This is a genomic window from Nakamurella endophytica, from assembly GCF_014646215.1.
GTDB classification, from domain to species: domain Bacteria; phylum Actinomycetota; class Actinomycetes; order Mycobacteriales; family Nakamurellaceae; genus Nakamurella; species Nakamurella endophytica.
On sequence record NZ_BMNA01000003.1, the window covers coordinates 485,341 to 502,045 of the forward strand.

Annotated in this window: 19 protein-coding genes; 7 read left to right on the top strand and 12 right to left on the bottom strand. The window is 74.3% G+C overall.

Annotated features, from left to right (window positions below; genetic code table 11):
• Window positions 1–3: 3 nt before the first annotated feature.
• Entirely contained in the window at window positions 4–1,467 is a 1,464-nt protein-coding gene (locus IEY37_RS09415; protein WP_188941267.1) for an ABC transporter substrate-binding protein, read from the bottom strand.
• Between the two features lie 228 nt (window positions 1,468–1,695).
• Between IEY37_RS09415 and IEY37_RS09420 the strand changes: the two genes are divergently transcribed.
• On the top strand, window positions 1,696–2,886 hold the full coding sequence (locus tag IEY37_RS09420) for an ROK family protein (RefSeq protein ID WP_188941268.1): 1,191 nt from the start codon (window positions 1,696–1,698) through the stop codon (window positions 2,884–2,886).
• Window positions 2,887–2,901: 15 nt separating this feature from the next.
• Here the strand turns inward: IEY37_RS09420 and IEY37_RS09425 are convergent, their stop codons facing one another.
• From IEY37_RS09425 to IEY37_RS09440, 4 genes are all read right to left on the bottom strand, one after another.
• A complete protein-coding gene (locus IEY37_RS09425) occupies window positions 2,902–3,549 on the bottom strand; it encodes a class I SAM-dependent methyltransferase (protein ID WP_188941269.1) in 648 nt (215 codons plus the stop codon).
• A gap of 37 nt (window positions 3,550–3,586) precedes the next feature.
• Window positions 3,587–3,763, bottom strand: a complete 177-nt coding sequence (locus IEY37_RS09430; protein ID WP_188941270.1) for a hypothetical protein — start codon at window positions 3,761–3,763, stop codon at window positions 3,587–3,589.
• A 247-nt stretch (window positions 3,764–4,010) separates the two neighbouring features.
• Entirely contained in the window at window positions 4,011–4,766 is a 756-nt protein-coding gene (locus IEY37_RS09435) for an SDR family NAD(P)-dependent oxidoreductase (protein WP_188941271.1), read from the bottom strand.
• 54 nt (window positions 4,767–4,820) lie between these two features.
• Complete coding sequence (locus tag IEY37_RS09440; RefSeq protein WP_188941272.1) at window positions 4,821–5,684, bottom strand: UbiA family prenyltransferase; 864 nt, start codon at window positions 5,682–5,684, stop codon at window positions 4,821–4,823.
• A gap of 94 nt (window positions 5,685–5,778) precedes the next feature.
• Between IEY37_RS09440 and IEY37_RS09445 the strand changes: the two genes are divergently transcribed.
• From IEY37_RS09445 to IEY37_RS09460, 4 genes are all read left to right on the top strand, one after another.
• Window positions 5,779–6,843: a type III polyketide synthase gene (locus IEY37_RS09445; RefSeq protein WP_188941273.1), complete on the top strand. Its 1,065-nt coding sequence runs from the start codon at window positions 5,779–5,781 to the stop codon at window positions 6,841–6,843.
• A gap of 5 nt (window positions 6,844–6,848) precedes the next feature.
• A complete protein-coding gene (locus tag IEY37_RS09450; RefSeq protein WP_229674224.1) occupies window positions 6,849–7,391 on the top strand; it encodes an isoprenylcysteine carboxyl methyltransferase family protein in 543 nt (180 codons plus the stop codon).
• Complete coding sequence (locus IEY37_RS09455; protein WP_188941274.1) at window positions 7,388–8,407, top strand: NAD(P)/FAD-dependent oxidoreductase; 1,020 nt, start codon at window positions 7,388–7,390, stop codon at window positions 8,405–8,407. The genes IEY37_RS09450 and IEY37_RS09455 overlap by 4 nt, the downstream gene beginning before the upstream one ends.
• Window positions 8,408–8,488: 81 nt before the next feature.
• The gene (locus IEY37_RS09460; protein ID WP_188941275.1) at window positions 8,489–9,133 is read left to right on the top strand and encodes a class I SAM-dependent methyltransferase; all 645 of its coding nucleotides are present in this window, start codon (window positions 8,489–8,491) and stop codon (window positions 9,131–9,133) included.
• A gap of 9 nt (window positions 9,134–9,142) precedes the next feature.
• On the opposite strand, the gene IEY37_RS09465 is transcribed toward IEY37_RS09460, so the two are convergent.
• The 4 genes from IEY37_RS09465 to IEY37_RS09480 form a co-directional block, all read right to left on the bottom strand.
• Complete coding sequence (locus IEY37_RS09465) at window positions 9,143–9,724, bottom strand: hypothetical protein (protein WP_188941276.1); 582 nt, start codon at window positions 9,722–9,724, stop codon at window positions 9,143–9,145.
• A 22-nt stretch (window positions 9,725–9,746) separates the two neighbouring features.
• Window positions 9,747–10,886 carry a zinc-dependent alcohol dehydrogenase gene (locus IEY37_RS09470; protein WP_188941277.1) on the bottom strand — a complete coding sequence of 380 codons (1,140 nt, stop codon included), beginning with the start codon at window positions 10,884–10,886 and terminating at the stop codon, window positions 9,747–9,749.
• Between the two features lie 205 nt (window positions 10,887–11,091).
• Window positions 11,092–12,183 (bottom strand): glycosyltransferase family 2 protein, encoded by a 1,092-nt coding sequence (locus tag IEY37_RS09475; RefSeq protein ID WP_188941278.1) that lies wholly within the window; start codon window positions 12,181–12,183, stop codon window positions 11,092–11,094.
• 245 nt (window positions 12,184–12,428) lie between these two features.
• The gene (locus IEY37_RS09480; protein WP_188941279.1) at window positions 12,429–12,980 is read right to left on the bottom strand and encodes a CGNR zinc finger domain-containing protein; all 552 of its coding nucleotides are present in this window, start codon (window positions 12,978–12,980) and stop codon (window positions 12,429–12,431) included.
• A 116-nt stretch (window positions 12,981–13,096) separates the two neighbouring features.
• Between IEY37_RS09480 and IEY37_RS09485 the strand changes: the two genes are divergently transcribed.
• The gene (locus tag IEY37_RS09485) at window positions 13,097–14,068 is read left to right on the top strand and encodes an EamA family transporter (RefSeq protein WP_188941280.1); all 972 of its coding nucleotides are present in this window, start codon (window positions 13,097–13,099) and stop codon (window positions 14,066–14,068) included.
• On the opposite strand, the gene IEY37_RS09490 is transcribed toward IEY37_RS09485, so the two are convergent.
• Window positions 14,055–14,813, bottom strand: coding sequence for a DeoR/GlpR family DNA-binding transcription regulator (locus IEY37_RS09490; RefSeq protein ID WP_188941519.1), 759 nt, complete (start codon window positions 14,811–14,813; stop codon window positions 14,055–14,057). The genes IEY37_RS09485 and IEY37_RS09490 overlap by 14 nt on opposite strands.
• Window positions 14,814–14,892: 79 nt before the next feature.
• On the opposite strand from IEY37_RS09490, the gene IEY37_RS09495 reads away from it, so the two are divergent.
• Window positions 14,893–15,258 carry a DUF4406 domain-containing protein gene (locus tag IEY37_RS09495; RefSeq protein ID WP_188941520.1) on the top strand — a complete coding sequence of 122 codons (366 nt, stop codon included), beginning with the start codon at window positions 14,893–14,895 and terminating at the stop codon, window positions 15,256–15,258.
• 12 nt (window positions 15,259–15,270) lie between these two features.
• On the opposite strand, the gene IEY37_RS09500 is transcribed toward IEY37_RS09495, so the two are convergent.
• Window positions 15,271–16,026: an SDR family NAD(P)-dependent oxidoreductase gene (locus tag IEY37_RS09500; RefSeq protein WP_188941281.1), complete on the bottom strand. Its 756-nt coding sequence runs from the start codon at window positions 16,024–16,026 to the stop codon at window positions 15,271–15,273.
• Window positions 16,023–16,679, bottom strand: coding sequence for a fumarylacetoacetate hydrolase family protein (locus tag IEY37_RS09505; RefSeq protein ID WP_188941282.1), 657 nt, complete (start codon window positions 16,677–16,679; stop codon window positions 16,023–16,025). Before IEY37_RS09505 ends, IEY37_RS09500 begins: the two co-directional genes overlap by 4 nt.
• Between the last annotated feature and the right edge of the window lie 26 nt (window positions 16,680–16,705).

Genomic DNA, 16,705 nt, shown 5'->3' on the forward strand with positions numbered 1-16,705 from the left:
GGCTCAGCTGTGGTACTCGGACCACACGGACTGCAGCGAGTCCAGGAACGCCTGCGGCTGTTCCTTGCCGCCGATCACCGACTGCAGGCCGGACTCCAGCGCGTCGAGCATGGCGGGAGCGGCGAAGTCCTGGAAGGGGATGAGACCGTCGTCGCCGACGACCTTCTGGTTCGCGGTCACCAGGTCGCCGAGCACGCCGGTGGCGGCCGGGGCGGCCTTGGCGTTCGGCGGCAGGAAGCCGCCCTCGGCCTCGATCTTGGTGGCCTCCGGGCTCTGCAGGAAGTTCAGGAACGCCGCGACGGCCTCGGGGTGCTGGGTCTTGGCGGACACCGCGTAGGAGACGCTGAACCCGTTGCCCACGGCCTTGCCGCCCGCGGTGGCCGGCGGCATGACGCTGAAGCCGACCTGGTCCCCGAGTGCCTTGGCCAGCTGGGCGGCGGCCCAGTTGCCGTTGATGTGGAACACGCTCTTGCCCTGGGCGAACGCCGTGGCCGAGTCGTTCTCGCTGGTGCCGTTGGCCGACGACGGGAAGTAGCCCTTGCTGGCGTACTCGCCCACCTTCTGCGTGGCCTGCAGCGCCTGCGGCGTGGAGATGGTGCTGCCGGCCTTGCCGTTGACCCAGTCGCGCTGCGCCTGCGGGTCCCACAGCACGTTGAGCAGCGAGCCCCACAGGTGCAGCCCGCCGGTGTCGAGCGACCCGACCGACAGCCCGGTGAGACCGGCGGCCTTGGCCTTCTCCAGGTCGGCCTCGAAGTCGGCCAGCGTGGCCGGCGGCGCGGTGATCCCGGCCTTCTTCATCAGGGTCTTGTTGTAGTAGAGCCCGACCAGGGACAGGCCGGCCGGCACCGCGATCAGCTTGCCGGTGCCCAGGATCTTGCCGGTGCTGTCGACCCGGAGCATGTCGAGCGCCGACTTGGGGAAGCTGGTGTCCCAGCCGTAGGCCTGCTCGTAGGGCGTCAGGTCCTTGATCAGGCCGGCCGCCGACAGGTCCTTGAGGGCCGCGTTGTACTGCACGATGTCCGGCGGGGTGGCCGAGCTCATCGTCAGCTTCAGCGACTTCACGTAGTCGTTGAACTGGGTGTACTGGGTCGTGATGGTGATGTTCGGGTACTTGGCGTGGAACGCGTCCGCCAGCGCCTTGGTCATGTCGGGGCTGTCGGTGAACGCCATCTTCAGCTCGATGGTGTCCGTCGGGACCGCCGTGGGGACGGCCGGGGCTCCGGACGAGGCGGATCCCGACCCGGACGAGCCGGCGGAGCCGCTGGAGGCTGAGCCCGATCCGGACGCCGAATCCGATCCGGATGCCGATCCCGTGGCCGAGGACGATCCGGCGCTGCTCGTGCTGGACGCCGTCGTCGCGGACGACGAGCTGCCCCCGGACCCCGGTGTCAGGCCGCCGCAGGCCGCCACGAGTGCGGCCAGCGCCGCCATCGCCACGACCCGAGCCGGCCGCTGCATCCTGCCCATTGCTGCCTCCGTGCGTCGAGAGGGTGCCCGGACGTCGCTCCGGCGCCACGTATCCGCTGAGGAAAGCAGCGCCGGCGGTCGCCGTCAAGAGCCGGTCCGGAGCAAAGCATGCGTCGATGACAAAGTCCGCCGGAGCCGGTCACCGCGACAGCGTTTGCCGCGCAACGTGATCCTGCGAGTTGCGTCCGACCGGTTCCGGTTCGGTGGGCCCGGTGACATACTCCGCCGGTGGCGGCACGGCGGAACCTGCGCGGTCTGCTGTCCACCGCCGACGTCGGCGCGGTCAACCGCGGCCGGCTGCTGCAGTCGCTGATCGACGACGGGCCGGCCTCCCGCGCGGAGCTCGGGCGGCGGGTGAACGTGCCGCGGGCCAGCATCGGCGTCATCGTCTCCGGGCTGCTGGCCGACGGCATCCTGCAGGAGGACGAGCCGGTCCCGCCGGCGGACGGCATCGGGAAGCCGGCGCGGCCGCTGTGGTTCACCCGCACCGCGTTGCTCTCCGGTGCCGTCGCCGTCTCCCGCTGCTGCGTCGAGATCGCCGTCGTGGCCGCCGGCGGCGACGTGCTGGCCCGGCGCGCGGTCGCCGTGGACACCGACCGGGGACCGGACCGCCTGGACCAGGAGGTGCTGCGCGCGGCCGCGGACGTGCTGGGCCCGTTCCGGGACCGGCTGTGCGGCATCGGCCTGTCCGCGCCGGCCCTGTGCAGCCCGACCGAGCGGGAGGTGGTGGCCTGCCTGCCGGCGCCCGGGCTCGTGGGGACCCGGCTGCCGGAGCTGCTCGAGCAGCTGTTCGGCGTCCCGACGCTGCTGGAGCAGGACGTCCGGGCCATCGCGCTGGGGGAGAAGTGGTTCGGGCTGGGCCGGGGCCGCCGCGACTTTGCGGCACTGCAGTTCGACGTCGGCGTCGGCGGCGGCATCATGCTGGACGGCCACCTGTGGGGCGCGCACGCCCGGTACACCATGCAGCTGGGGCACACCTGCGTCGACGTGGACGGCGACCGGTGCAAGTGCGGGCTCACCGGGTGCTGGGAGACGGTGGCGAGCCTGCGCTGGTTGCGGCGGGCGGCGGCGGTCGCCGGGATCCCGGGAGGGCGGACCACCTCGCCGGCGCGCCTGCACCGCCGCGCCGCCGCCGGGGACGCCGCGGCCGCCGCGGTGCTGGACCGCTACGGCGACCAGCTGGCGATCGGCATCGGCAACCTGGTGCAGCTGCTGTCGCTGGACCTGTTCGTGCTGCACGGGGCCGTCGTCGGCGCGGGACCGGACTTCCTGGCGGCGCTGCGGGCCAAGGTCCTGGCCCGGGTGATGCCGGAGCTGGCGACCGGTGTCGAGCTCGTGTACTCCCGGTTGGACCAGGACTCGGTGCTGCTCGGAGCCGCCGCGGTCGTGCTCACCCGCTACCTCGGCGCCGCCGCGTGACGGCGTCCTGGGCGGTCAGCGCCGGCGGGCCACCACCGCGTACAGCGGGTCCCCGCGGTAGCGGCCACCGCGGTCCCGGCCCGGCGGCGTCCGCAGCGACACCTCCGGCTCGGTAAAGCCGCCGGCGCGGCGCAGGTAGTCCGCGACCACGGCGCAGCGACCGTCGTCGTCCGTCGCGAGCCAGCCCTGGACGGCCTTGGTGGGGAAGCACCGGTTCGAGAAGGTGAGGACGACGGGGCAGCCGGGACGCAGCACCCGCGCGACCTCGGCGAGCACCTCGACCGGCCGGACCAGGTAGTCGATCGAGACGCAGCAGAGGACGGCGTCGAAGTCGGCGTCGGGGAACGGCAGCACCGGGTCGAGGTTGAGGTCCTGCACCACCGTGCCGGTGGCCATCGGGTTGGCGGCGAGCTCGACCGCGTTGAGACCGAGCACGACCAGCTCGGCCGGCGCCACGCGCAGGTGGCTGACCCACGAGGACATCAGGTCCAGTACCCGACGCCCGGGTGTCGAGCCGTCCACCCCGAGTTCTGCGTACAGGGCGCCGACGGCGGCGACGGCCGCGTCGTCGATGTGGGTGACCAGTCGGGGAGCCGCGTAGAACAGCCCGTCGGGCGTCTCGTCGTGGCGGTCGAAGAACCCGTCGGGAACGGCGTCGGTCACCGTCCCAGCATGCCCGCCGGGACGCGGGTGGTCCCGGTCAGGCGGCGCGGGCGGTGTAGTCGGCGGCCTCCGGGCGGGACGCCGCCGCGGTCCAGTCGATCATCGCCTGCATCCGGCGGCCACGACCCAGCCGCTCGGTCAGCGCACCGACCAGCAGGCCGAGGGCCACCAGCAGACCGCATCCGGCCCAGACCCCGACGACCCACATGACCACGGTGAACAGTGTCCTGCCCCTTCTCCCGGCGACCCCGGTGCCCTTCTCGGCAACCGGTGCAACCGAGACTAGGAGCGTTCCGGGCGGGCCGGAACGCCTTCCGGCCCGGTCCACTCCACGGGGTCCGGGCCGCCACGGAGCGTGCAGGGGACGGCGCCACCGACGGTGGCCGGGCACCCGCGACGGCGGCACGGTCGGGGGACGCGGTGACCGGGAGCGGTCGGCGTGGGGCGGGCCGCGGAGGCCTTCAGCGCAGGTAGGACGCTCCGTTCACGTCGACGACGGTGCCGCTGACCCACTCCGGCGCCGCGGTGGCCAGCCAGGTCACGACGTCGGCCACCTCGTCCGCCCTGGCCACCCGGCCGAACGGGCTCTGCGCCCGGACCGCGTCGCCGGACGGCCCGTCGAGGACGTCCCGGGCCATCTCGGTCTGCACGAACCCGGGCGCGACCGCCGCCGTGACGATCCCGAGCGGGGCCAGCGCGACCGCCAGAGACTGCGTCATGGCGTGCAACGCCGCCTTGCTGGCGCCGTAGGCGGGGGTGACCGGCTCGCCACGGTAGGCGCCCCGGGACCCGACGTTGACCACCCGGCCCCCGGCCGGCCCGCCGGGCCGGTGCCGCCGGTGGTCGACGAACAGCCACGTCAGGTTGGCCGGACCGAAGAGGTTCACCTCGACGGTGCTCCGCCAGGCCTGCTGCCACCCCGGGTAGTCGGTGGCGTCCACCGGGTGGGCGCGGAAGACCCCCGCGTTGTTGACCAGCACGTCAAGACCGTCGAGGCCGTCCACCGCGGCGGCGAGGACGTCGGCGCAGCGGTCCGGGGACGCCACGTCGCCCGACACCGCCACGTGCCCCTCGCCCGGCAGGCCGTCCCGGACGCGCTCGGCCGCGGCGACGTCCCGCCCGGCGTGCACGGCCACCCGCACACCGGCGGCGGCCAGGGCCAGCGCGATCTGCCTGCCGATGCCACGACTCGATCCGGTCACCAGGGCGGAGGTCACGGGGGTGGACGCTACCCACCGCCGGCGCCGCGGCGGCGGGGCCCCCGTGGCCGGTCAGACGAGCCGGGCCCCGGACGTGGCGAACAGTGCGACGTCGGCGAGCACCACGACCACCGTCGCGGTGAACATCCACCGGCCCGCCGGCCGGCGCCAGCCGTGCGCCGCCCCGGTGACCGCGACGACGGCGAGCACCGCGGCGGCCGTCCACGCCACCGGCCCGGACCGCCCCCCGGAGCCGAAGAGGATCACCAGCGACGAGACGAACAGCAGCGACGGTGCCGCGACCGCGGTGGCCCGGGCGCCGAGCCGGTGCGGCAGCCCTCGGACACCGGTGGCCGCGTCGGCGGCCAGGTCCGGCAGCACGTTGGCCAGGTGCGCCGAGACGCCGAACAGCGCGCCGGCGACGACCGCCCACGCCGCCGGCCACGGGTGCCCGGGCAGGGCGAGCGTGGCGACCGCGGGCAGGGCGCCGAACGCGACGGCGAACGGCACGGCCGACCACACCGTCGACTTGACCCCCAGGTTGTAGGCCCAGCCGCAGGCCACCACCAGCAGCGAGGCCACCCCGGCAGGCCACCCGAGGGCGAGCGACAGCGGCACGCACACCAGGGCGCCGGCCACCGCGGCGGACCGGACCAGCCGCTCCGGGACCGCACCGACCGCCACCGGCTTGTCGGTCCGTCCGACGGCCCGGTCCCGGGCGGCGTCGACCGCGTCGTTGCACCAGCCGATGGACAGGTGGCCGGCCAGCACCGCGAGGGCGACGAGCACCACCCGGCCGGCCGGGTTGCCGGCCAGCACGGCCAGGCCCGTCGCGATCAGGGTCACCGCGGCGGTCGGCACGGGGTGGCACGAGGACAGCAGGGCCCGGACCGGGGACCGCCGGGCCGCGACCGCCGGCGTCCGGCTCTGGCTCATGCGTCCCGATGGTAGGGACCGCGGTGGGTGCCGTGCCCCGGGCCGCCGCCGGCACGCCCGGCCGGCGCGTGCCGGCCTTCCGTACAGTGCTGCCATGACGACCCTCGCGGCGGTCCACGGTGTCGTGCCCCCGCACCGGTACGAGCAGGCGGAGATCACCGCGGCGTTCGCCGAGTTCTGCCTGGGCCCGGGAGGGGACGCCGCGGTGGTCCGCCGGCTGCACCGGAACGCCCGGGTCGAGGCCCGGAACCTGGCGCTGCCGCTCGAGCGCTACGCGGCGCTGCGGGACTTCACCGAGGCCAACGACGAGTTCCTGGCCGTCGCCGAGGACCTCGCCGCGCTGGCCCTGCTGGGCGCGCTGGACGCCGCCGGGATCGCGCCGGGCGAGGTGGACCTGGTGGTGTCGACCACGGTGACCGGGCTGGCGGTGCCGTCGCTCGAGGCCAGGGTGGCGGCCCGGGTGGGTCTGCGGCCCGACGTCAAGCGGGTGCCGCTGTTCGGGTTGGGCTGCGTGGCCGGCGCGGCCGGTGTGGCGCGGCTGCACGACTACCTCGTCGGGCACCCGGACCAGGTCGCGGTGCTGGTGGCCGTGGAGCTGTGCTCGCTGACGGTCCAGCGCGGCGACCGGTCCGTGGCGAACCTGGTCGCCAGCGGCCTGTTCGGGGACGGCGCCGCCGCGGTGGTCGCGGTCGGCGCGGAGGCCGCCGCCCGCCGCGGCCTGGCCGGGCCGCAGGTGGTGGACAGCCGCAGCCACCTCTACCCGGACACCGGGCGGACGATGGGCTGGGACATCGGGGCGCACGGCCTGACCATCGTGCTGGACGCGCAGGTGCCCGTGCTGGTCCGCCGGTACCTCGGCGCCGACGTGCGCGGATTCCTCGGCGACCACGGGCTGCGCCCGGCGGACGTCGGGGCGTGGGTGTCGCACCCCGGCGGCCCCAAGGTGATCGAGGCCATCCAGGACGAGCTCGACCTGCCCTCCGACGCCCTCGAGATGACCTGGCGGTCGCTGGCCGAGGCCGGCAACATGTCGTCGGTCTCCGTGCTGCACGTGCTGCGGGACACCCTGGTCAAGCGGTCCCCGGCGCCGGGCACGCCCGGCCTGATGATGGCCATGGGCCCGGGGTTCTGCTCCGAGCTCGTGCTGCTGCGCTGCTGACCGCCGTGACCGGTTCCGTCGTCGCGTACCTGGTGCTGGTGCTGGCCGTGGCGGCGCAGCGCCTGGCGGAGCTGTCGCTGTCCCGGCGGCACGAGCGGGCGGCCCGCGCCCGTGGCGGCTACGAGGTGGGCCGGGGTCACTACCCGGTGATGGTGGCGTTGCACACGGCCCTGCTGCTGGGCTGCATCGTCGAGGTGCTGGTCGCGCACCGGCCGTTCGTGCCGTGGCTGGGCTGGCCGATGCTGGTGCTGCTGGCCGGGGCGCAGGCGGTGCGGGTGTGGTGCATCCGCTCCCTCGGCGAGCGCTGGACGACCCGGGTGATCGTGCTGCCCGGCGCGCCGCTGGTCGCGACCGGCCCCTACCGGTGGCTGCGGCACCCCAACTACCTGGCCGTGGCGGTGGAGGGGGTCGCGCTGTCGCTGGTGCACACGGCGTGGCTGACGGCGGCCGTCTTCACGGTGGCGAACCTGGCGCTGCTGCGCGTCCGGATCCGCACCGAGGACCGGGCACTGGCAGGAGCGTCGGCCGTGCCCGGCGTTCCGGCGTGATCGACGTCCTGGTGGTCGGGGCCGGGCCGGCGGGACTGGCCACCGCGCTGGCCGCGGAACGGCTGGGCCTGTCGGTGTCGGTGCTCGAGTCCCGCCCGGCGCCGATCGACAAGGCCTGCGGCGAGGGCCTGATGCCCGGCGCCGTCCGGGCGCTGCGCGAGCTGGGCGTGCAGGTCGCCGGCCGGCCGTTCGCCGGCATCCGGTACCTGGACGGCCGGAACCTGGCCGAGGCCCGGTTCGCCGGCGCGCCCGGCGCCGGGGTCCGGCGGACGGAGCTGCACGACGCCCTGATGGCCGCGGTCGCCGGGCGCGGCATCGACGTCCGGCAGGCCGCGGTGGGCGCCGTCGAGCAGGACGGCGACACGGTGCGGGCCGGCGGGTCGACCGCCCGGTACCTGGTGGCCGCCGACGGCCTGCACTCGCCGGTGCGGCGCAGCCTGGGCCTGGACGTCCCGGGCGGCGGACCGGGCCGGTGGGGGCAGCGCCGGCACTTCGCCGTCCGGCCGTGGACGGACCTGGTCGAGGTGCACTGGGCGGCCGGAGCCGAGGCCTACGTGACGCCGGTCGGCCCGGATCTGGTCGGGGTGGCGGTGCTCAGCACCGACCGCGGCTCGTTCGAGGACCACCTGGCGCGGTTCCCGCAGCTGGTCGGACGCCTCGCCGGCGCCCCGTCCGTGGGCCGGGTGCGCGGTGCCGGCCGGCTGCGGCAGCGGTCGGCCCGCCGCGTCGCCGGGCGGGTGCTGCTGGTCGGCGACGCCGCCGGGTACGTCGACGCGCTGACCGGTGAGGGCATCGCGGTCGCGGTGGCGAGCGCGTCCGCGGCGGCCGGGTGCCTGGCGACCGGCCGCCCCGAGGACTACGAGGACCGCTGGCGGGCGGCCACCCGGCGCTACCGCTGGCTGACCGAGACCTTGCTCTGGTCGTCGTCCCGGCCGGCGCTGCGACGCACCATCGTGCCGGCCGCCCGGCGGGTGCCCTGGCTGTTCGGCATGGCGGTGCGGCAGCTCGCCGGCTGACGCCGGCCGCCGGACGGCGAACCGGCGCGTGCCGCCGGGACCACGGCCGTCGCCGCCCGTCGCCGCCCGTACGGTGGCCGGATGGGACCGCAGGACTGGCTGGCGCGGACCCGCACCTCCTACGACACGGTGGCCGCCGCCTACGCCGACTTCGTCCGCGGCCGGACGGCGGCCGACTCCTACGACCGGGCACTGCTCGAGCTCTTCGTGGCGCTGGTACAGGCCGGCGGCGGCGGGCCGGTGCTCGACATGGGGTGCGGACCGGGCGAGCTGACCGGCACCCTGCGCGACCTCGGCGTCGACGCCCGCGGGCTGGACCTCTCGCCGGCGATGATCGCCCTGGCCCGGCGCGACCACCCGGGCGTGCCGTTCGAGGTCGGCTCGATGACCGAGGTCGAGTTCCCCGACGCCTCGCTGGGCGGCATCGTGTCGTGGTACTCGCTCATCCACGTCCCGGACGACGACGCGGTGCGGGTGCTCCGGCGCTGGGCGCGGATGCTCCGCCCGGGCGGGGTGGTGCTGCTGGGTTTCCACGTCGGCGTCCGCTCGTCGCACAAGCTCGAGGGCTACGGCGGCCACCCCATGGACCTCTGGGTGCACCGCCGCACCCCCGAGCAGCTGGCCGAGTGGCTGACCGGTGCCGGGCTGACCGTCGACCTGCAGGCGCTGCGCGACCACGCCGCGGACGTGCCGCAGGCCCGGGTGTTCGCCCGGCGCCCGGACTGACCGGCCGGGTCAGCGGCGGCGGCGGGAGCCCCGGCCGAGCACCCGGCGGACCGCGAGCACGGCCGTCCCGCCGACCAGCGCCCACGGGCCGGCGACCAGGACCGGGTCCATCCAGGTGTGCGACCGGTCGACGCGGGTGCCGCGCCGGGAGGCCAGCGGGTGGTGGCGCACCTCGCTGAGCACCCCGGTCTGGGTGATGGGGTTGTCCGGCCGCAGCGTGGCGAGCGAGGCCAGGTGACTCTCCCAGGCGTCGACCCGGTCGGCCAGCACCAGCAGCAGCCAGTGCGCGGCCCTGCCCTCGCTGTACCGGGCGTACGCGTACCGGCGGAGGGCACCGGACGCCCCGCGCAACGGGACCGACGTCCCGAACACCGGGGGCAGCATGCCGTGCTCGATCGACCGTTCCCGGGGCTCCTTCTCGGGCTGCCGGTCGGGGAAGTCCCAGTGCGCGCCGCTCGCCGCGCGGTCGAACCGCTCGCGCGGCACGGCCGGGCGGTCCTTCGGATCGAGATCGGCTCCCCAGCCGGGGATCCGGGCACGCAACTCGTCGCTGGACGGTGCCAGCGCCGGCTTGTCGGCGGTGTAGGTCATCGCAGTCCTTCCGCTCGGGCCGTCAGGGCACGATCAGGGTCTTGATGCAGCCGTCCAGCTTGGCCGAGAACGTGTGGTAGCCCTCGGCGATGTGCTCCAGCGGGAAGCGGTGCGTGACGATCTCGCTGGGCGAGAGGTATCCGTTGCGGATGTGCTCGAAGAGCCGGGGCCATTGGCGCTTGACCGGGCACTGGTTCATCCGCAGCGTCAGGCCCTTGTTCATCGCGTCGCCGAACTTCACCGCGCTGAAGATGGGCCCGTAGGCGCCCATCACCGAGATCGTCCCGCCCTTGCGGACACCGTCGATCGCCCAGTTCAAGGCGATCGGGGAGCCGCCCTGCAGCTTGAGCTTGGCGGCCGTGACGTGCTGCAGGAAGTTGCCGTCCGCCTCCGCGCCGACCGCGTCGATGGCCACGTCCGCGCCGAGATGGCCGGTGCTGCGCTTGAGCTCGACGACGATGTCGTCGTACTCGGCGAAGTTGCGGGTCTCGGCGAAGGCCCAGGTGCGCGCCTTCTCCAGCCGGTACTCGAGGTGGTCGACGACGATGACCCGGCCCGCGCCCATCAGCCAGGCCGACCGGGCCGCGTACAGGCCGACCGGGCCGGCTCCGAAGACGACGACGGTGTCGCCCTCGACGATGTCCCCGAGCTGCGCGCCGAAGTAGCCGGTGGACATGGCGTCGGTGAGCAGCACCGCGTCCTCGTCGGACATCCAGTCCGGGATGCGGGCGGGACCCACGTCGGCGAACGGCACCCGGACGTACTCGGCCTGGCCGCCGTCGTACCCGCCGCAGGTGTAGGAGTAGCCGTAGATCCCGCCGACCGCGGTCGCGTTCGGGTTCACGTTGTGGCAGTTGGCGTACAGGCCGCGCGCGCAGAAGTAGCAGGACCCGCAGTAGACGTTGAACGGCACCATGACCCGGTCGCCGGGCTGCAGGTTCTGCACCGACGGGCCGACCCGCTCGACGACGCCGATGAACTCGTGCCCGAACGTCATGCCGACCCGGGTGTCCGGCATCATCCCGTGGTACAGGTGCAGGTCCGAGCCGCAGATGGCGGCGAGCGTGACCTTGACGATCGCGTCGTTCGGGTGCTCGATGATCGGCTCGGGCTTCTCCTCGACCCGGATCTTGTAGGGCCCGCGGTAGACCATCGCCTTCATGGGCGGCACCTCCTGTGTCGGGACCGGTGGACGGTTCCCCCGCGCCGGCCGGCCCATGCGGACCGGCGGGTGCCGCTCTCGCCGGACGACCGGCCCGGCCCCCGGCCTGCCCGCGCCTGACGGACCGACCGGCACACCCGGGAAACGCGACAGCCGCCCGGCGGGGTGCGGGGCGGCTGTCAGCGAGTGGTGCGCGGCGGGACGGTCAGCGGGCCTCGCGACCGGTGAGGTGCTGCGCCGGCATGCCGTTGGCCTCGCTCAGGGCGGCGGTCACCGACCGCGGGCGGACCACCGGCGAGACCACCTGGTACTGCTCGGCGTGCAGCTCCATGGGGTCGAACCCGTGCTCGGAGGCGGGCGTCGGGTACTGCATGTGCTTGATCCGCTCCAGCGTCTCCTCGACGAGGATCCGGTTGGTGCGCAACAGGTCGACGATCACCAGCAGGGCGAAGCAGAACAGCGACGCGATCAGGATCGAGCTGCCCAGGATCAGCGACTGGATGTGCCCGTCGCTGCGGCCGGTGAACGCGAAGAACGCGAAGCGCACGAACGGCACCAGGCCGGCGATGAGGCAGACGAAGCCCAGCGTGGTCAGGATCGTGTACGGCCGGAACATCAGGGTGCTGCGGACGATCGCGGCGGCCGACTTGAACATGTGGTGCCAGATGTTCTTGAACAGCCGGGACTCGCGGGTCTTGGCGTTCGTCTCGATCGGCACGCTGGCGATCCGCAGCCGGCGGTTGCCCGCCTGGATGATCGTCTCCATGCAGTAGCTGAACTGCGTGATGATGTTGAGCCGGAACAGCGACGCCCGCGAGTAGGCCCGGAAGCCGCTGGCCGCGTCGGGCAGCTTGGTGCCCGCCGCCCGGTTCACCACGCCGCTGCCGAAGGCCTGCATGCGCTTCTTGAACGGCGAGAAGTGGGCGATGGTGGCGGTCTGCCGGTCGCCGATGACGATGTCCGCGGTGCCGTGGATGATCGGCTGCACCAGGTCGGCGATGCGCTCCTGCGGGTACTGGTTGTCGCCGTCGGTGTTGACGACGATGTCCGCGCCCTGCGCCATCGCGTAGTCGATGCCGTCGCGGAACGAGCGCGCCAGGCCCATGTTCCGGGTGTGCCGGACGATGTGCTTGACGCCGAGCTGCTGCGCCACCTCGACGGTGCGGTCCGTGGAACCGTCGTCGATCACCAGGATCTCGATGACGTCGATCCCGGGGATCTGCTTCGGGATGGAGGTGATGACCGCCGGCAGCGTCTGCTCCTCGTTGAGGCAGGGGATCTGGACGAGGAGCTTCATGTGCGACGTACCTCCGACAGTCGGTGGGCGGTCCCCCCGCAGGCCCGGCGACCGGCGGGACGGGCCGCGACGAGTGGTGGCTCCCCGGCTCGGAACCCCACGACCCAACGCACCAGCCTACCGAAACCGCTCGTCGGGACGGGTCGGCTCACCGGTGGCGGGGCTCACGGTCGCGACGGCCGGGGGTGGCGGTCCGCCGCGCGCCGGGCGGACCGGACCGGGCCGCGCCGGTCCGGGATCAGGGGTCACTGCGGGCGCGGCGACCCCGCCCGCCGGGCCCGGTAGGCGGTGACGTTGGTGCGGTTGGCGCAGCTGGTGCTGCAGAACCGGCGGGAGCGGTTCTTCGACAGGTCGACGAGGACGTCCTGGCAGGAGGCCGCGTCGCAGATGCCGAGCCGGCCGAGCTCGCCCATCCGGAGGACGTCGACGAACGCCATGGCGGCCTCCACGGCCATCCGGTCGGCCAGCGGCGCGTCCGGCGGGGTGGCGTGCAGGTGGTAGTCCCAGCCGTCGTGCCGGACCAGCTGGGGCAACGCACCGCCCTCACGCAGCAGGCCGTTGACGATGTCCACGGCCTCGTCCTCGCCGACCGACCACAGCCGCTCCAGTCGCGGGCGGAGCGCCCGCACGGCGTCGAGTTCCGCGGCGTCGTGCGTCCTGGACCCGGTGAACCGCCAGCGCTCGACGAACCGGTCCAGGTCCGCCGGGTCCGCCAGCTCGTCCGTCGGCTGCCGGCCGGTGTTCACCAGGCCGCACGCCGCCCCGAGTGCGACCTCCGTGTCATGGGCGAAAAGCATCTTGACCCCTTTCAGGAGGAGCCGATACTGTCACGGCCGTCACCCTTCTTAGCTCCTTACAGGGTGTCGTGCATTCCCGTGCGGACCGTGCGGGCGGTCCCGGCGAGAGGGGTGTCATGGCTCACGGTAGAGGCGGAGCGGGCCTGGGGCTGGCGCTGTTGTCGGGCGCCACCTTCGCCACCTCCGGCACCTTCGCCGCGTCGCTGATCTCGGCCGGCTGGAGCCCCGCGGCTGCGGTGACGGTGCGGATCGCGGTGGCGGCGCTGCTGCTGACCGTGCCGGCCGTGCTGCAGCTGCGGGGACAGTGGCACCGGCTGCGCGCGGCCGCCGGTCCGGTGGTGGCCTTCGGCCTGGTCGCCGTCGCCGGGTGCCAGCTCGCCTACTTCAACGCCATCGAGCACGTCTCGGTCGGCATCGCGCTGCTGCTGGAGTACCTGGGGATCGTGCTGATCGTCGGCTGGCTCTGGCTGCGGCACGGGCGGCGACCGCGGCGGCTCACCACGGCCGGCTCGCTGGTCGCCCTGGTGGGGCTGGTGCTGGTGCTCGACGTGCTCGGCGACACCCGGGTCGATCCCGTCGGCGTGGTGTGGGGGCTGCTCGCGGCGGTCGGCCTGGCCACCTACTTCCTGCTGTCGGCGAGCGACGAGGATCCGCTGCCGCCGATGGTGCTCGCCTGGGCCGGGATGGCCGTCGGTGCGCTGACCCTGGGCCTGCTGGCCCTGGTCGGTGCGCTGCCCTTCCACGTGGGAGCGGGTCGGGTACAGCTGCTGCACGCCGAGGTCCACGTCGTGGTGCCGATCCTGGGGCTGTCGATGGTCGCCGCGGTCGTCGCGTACGCGGCGGGGATTGCCGCCGCCCGCCGGCTCGGCGCCACGGTGGCGTCCTTCCTCGGGCTCAGCGAGCTGCTCTTCGCGGTGCTGTTCGCGTGGCTGTTCCTGGGTCAGCTGCCCGCGCCGGTCCAGCTGGTCGGCGGCGGACTCATCGTCGCCGGGGTGGCGCTGGTGCGTTGGGACGACCTGCGGGCGGAGGCCGCGGCGGCCCGTGCCACGGACCCGGCGGCGGCCGGTGGTCCGGTCACCGCACGGTGACGACGCGGGCACCGGCCCCCGACAGCTCGCCCAGGGCGCCGGCGCCGGCGTCCGGGTCGGCCAGGATCCCGGTCACCCCGGACAGCGGCAGCACCCGGTAGCGGGAGGCCGTGCCGATCTTCTCGGCACTGGCCAGCACCCAGGTCTCGGCGGCCCGCCCGGCCAGCGTGCGCTTCATCGCCGCCTCCTCGGCGTCGCCGGTGGTCAAGCCGGCCCGGGCGTGCACGCCGGTCACCCCGAGCAGGAACACGTCGGCGGAGACGGCGGCGGCCGCCTCGGCCGCCGCCGCTCCGCAGGCCACCGCCGAGTGCTTGAAGATCCGCCCGCCGAGCAGGTGGATCTCGACGGACGGGTGCTCGAGCAGCGCAGCGGCGATCGTCGGGCTGTGGGTGACGACCGTGCAGGACAGGTCCCTGGGCAGGGCCCGCGCGACCGCCAGCGAGGTGGTGCCCCCGTCCAGCAGGACCGTGCAGCCCGGCTCCACCAGCTGCACGGCGTGCCCGGCGACGCGGCGCTTGCTCTCCACGGCGACGCCGGCTCGCGTCGAGAGGTCCGCGAGCGCGGGCGACACCGGTAGGGCGCCGCCGTAGACCCGCTCGCACAGCCCGGCCGCGGCGAGTTCGCGCAGGTCGCGGCGCAGGGTGTCCTCGGACAGGCCCAGCTCGCCTGCCAGGTCCTTGGCGACGATCTTGCCGTCGGTGCGCAGCCGGCCCAGCAGGAGTTCCTTGCGCTCCGCGGTCAGCACGATGTCCTCCAGTTGTTGCACGATTGTGCACGAAGCTACCCGATGATGCGATAGCGTCGGCCGCATGACGACACCGATGATGATCCTGATCGCCGGTCCCTACCGGTCCGGCACCGGCGACGACCCCGAGCTCATGGCGCGGAACCTGGCGACGCTCGAGGAGGCGGCCTGGCCGCTCTTCGCGGCCGGCCACGTCCCGATGATCGGCGAGTGGGTGGCGCTGCCCGTGCTCCGGGGCACGGGCGCGACCAGCGTGCTGGACCCGCGTGCCGCCGACGTGCTCTACCCGACGGCGCAACGGCTGCTCGAGCACTGCGACGGCGTGTTGCGGTTGCCCGGCGAGTCGACCGGCGCGGACCAGGACGTGGCGATCGCCCGCCGGCGCGGGATCCCGGTGTGGGAGCGGCTCGAGGACGTCCCCGGGGTGGCCGCCGCGGTCGGGTGAGCCCGCGCCGGGTCAGACCGCGGTGAGCCCGCCGTCGATGACCAGCGGTGCGCCGTTGAGGAAGCGGCCCTGGTCGGACACGGCGAAGGCGATCCAGCCGGCGACCTCCTCCGGCGACCCGAGCCGGCCGTCGAGCTGCCGCTCGCGCATGCGCCGGCGGACCGCCTCCGGGTCGGGCTCGTCGTGCACCATCCGGTCCACCCACGGCGTGTCGACGGTGCCGGGGCAGACGGCGAACACCCGGACGCCCTGGCCGGCGTGGTCGGCGGCCAGGGCCCGGGTCAGGCCGAGGACGCCGGCCTTGGACGCGCAGTAGGCGACCCGCCGGCGCAGGCCGACGAGGGCGCCGGCCGACGCGACGTTGGCGATCACCCCGCGGCCGCGCTCGACCATGCCGGGCAGCACCAGCCGGCACATCCGGAAGGTGCCGGAGAGGTTGACCGCCAGCGTGGTCTCCCACAGCTCGTCCGTCGTCTCGGCCGTGTCCGCGGGCCAGCCCACGCCCGCGCAGTTCACCAGGACGTCCACCGGGGTGCCGGCCAGCGCCTCGCGGACCAGTGCGTCGGTGGCCGGACCGTCGGCCAGGTCCACGGCGAGCGCGGTGCCACCGGTCCCGCCGGCCACCGCGGCGAGCGGTGTGGCGTCCCGGTCCAGCAGCAGCAGTCGATGTCCCGCCTCGGCCAGCGCGGACGCCGTCGCCCGGCCGATGCCGGAGGCGGCGCCGGTCACCACGGTGAGCGCGGCGGCCGGCCGGGCGGGACCGGTCACAGCTGCACCACCGGGTTCGTGAGCACGCCGATGCCCTCCACCTCGATCTCCACGACGTCGCCGTCCTTGAGGAAGATCGGGTCGGGCCGGAACGCGCCCACGCCCGACGGCGTGCCGGTCGAGAGGATGTCGCCCGGTTCGAGGGTGGTGCCGATCGAGGCGTGCGCGATGAGCTGCGCCACCGTGAAGATCATGTCGCGGGTGGACGACGACTGCATGACGGTGCCGTTGACCCTGGAGATCACCTGCAGGTCCTGCGGATCCGGGATCCGGTCCGCGGGGACCACCACCGGCCCGATGGGCCCGAAGGTGTCGAAGGACTTGGACGGCGTCCACTGCTGGTCGTCGCGCTGCCGGCGGCGCGCGCTCACGTCGTTCATGCACGTGTACCCGGAGACGTAGCTGAGCGCGTCCTCGACCGCGACGTCCTTGGCGGTGCGGCCGATCACCACCGCGAGTTCTGCCTCCCAGTCGACCTCGTCGATGCCGGCCGGGATGAGGATCGGGTCGCCGGAGGCGATCAGGCAGGTCGTCCACTTGGCGAACATGATCGGCGAGGCGGGCAGCGAGGCCTCGGACTCCGCGGCGTGGTCGCGGTAGTTCAGGCCGACCGCGATGATCTTTCCGGGCCGGTCGACGGGCAGCGGGCTCATGGCTCTCCTCGTGAGGTGCGGTGGTC

Bases quoted from the DNA above. Each gene is read 5' to 3' on its own strand.
- IEY37_RS09415 (WP_188941267.1), bottom strand. From the start codon at position 1,467: ATGGGCAGGATGCAGCGGCCGGCTCGGGTCGTGGCGATGGCGGCGCTG.
- IEY37_RS09440 (WP_188941272.1), bottom strand. From the start codon at position 5,684: ATGAGCCAGAGCCGGACGCCGGCGGTCGCGGCCCGGCGGTCCCCGGTC.
- IEY37_RS09445 (WP_188941273.1), top strand. From the start codon at position 5,779: ATGACGACCCTCGCGGCGGTCCACGGTGTCGTGCCCCCGCACCGGTAC.
- IEY37_RS09460 (WP_188941275.1), top strand. From the start codon at position 8,489: ATGGGACCGCAGGACTGGCTGGCGCGGACCCGCACCTCCTACGACACG.
- IEY37_RS09465 (WP_188941276.1), bottom strand. From the start codon at position 9,724: ATGACCTACACCGCCGACAAGCCGGCGCTGGCACCGTCCAGCGACGAG.
- IEY37_RS09470 (WP_188941277.1), bottom strand. From the start codon at position 10,886: ATGAAGGCGATGGTCTACCGCGGGCCCTACAAGATCCGGGTCGAGGAG.
- IEY37_RS09475 (WP_188941278.1), bottom strand. From the start codon at position 12,183: ATGAAGCTCCTCGTCCAGATCCCCTGCCTCAACGAGGAGCAGACGCTG.
- IEY37_RS09480 (WP_188941279.1), bottom strand. From the start codon at position 12,980: ATGCTTTTCGCCCATGACACGGAGGTCGCACTCGGGGCGGCGTGCGGC.
- IEY37_RS09485 (WP_188941280.1), top strand. From the start codon at position 13,097: ATGGCTCACGGTAGAGGCGGAGCGGGCCTGGGGCTGGCGCTGTTGTCG.
- IEY37_RS09495 (WP_188941520.1), top strand. From the start codon at position 14,893: ATGATCCTGATCGCCGGTCCCTACCGGTCCGGCACCGGCGACGACCCC.
- IEY37_RS09505 (WP_188941282.1), bottom strand. From the start codon at position 16,679: ATGAGCCCGCTGCCCGTCGACCGGCCCGGAAAGATCATCGCGGTCGGC.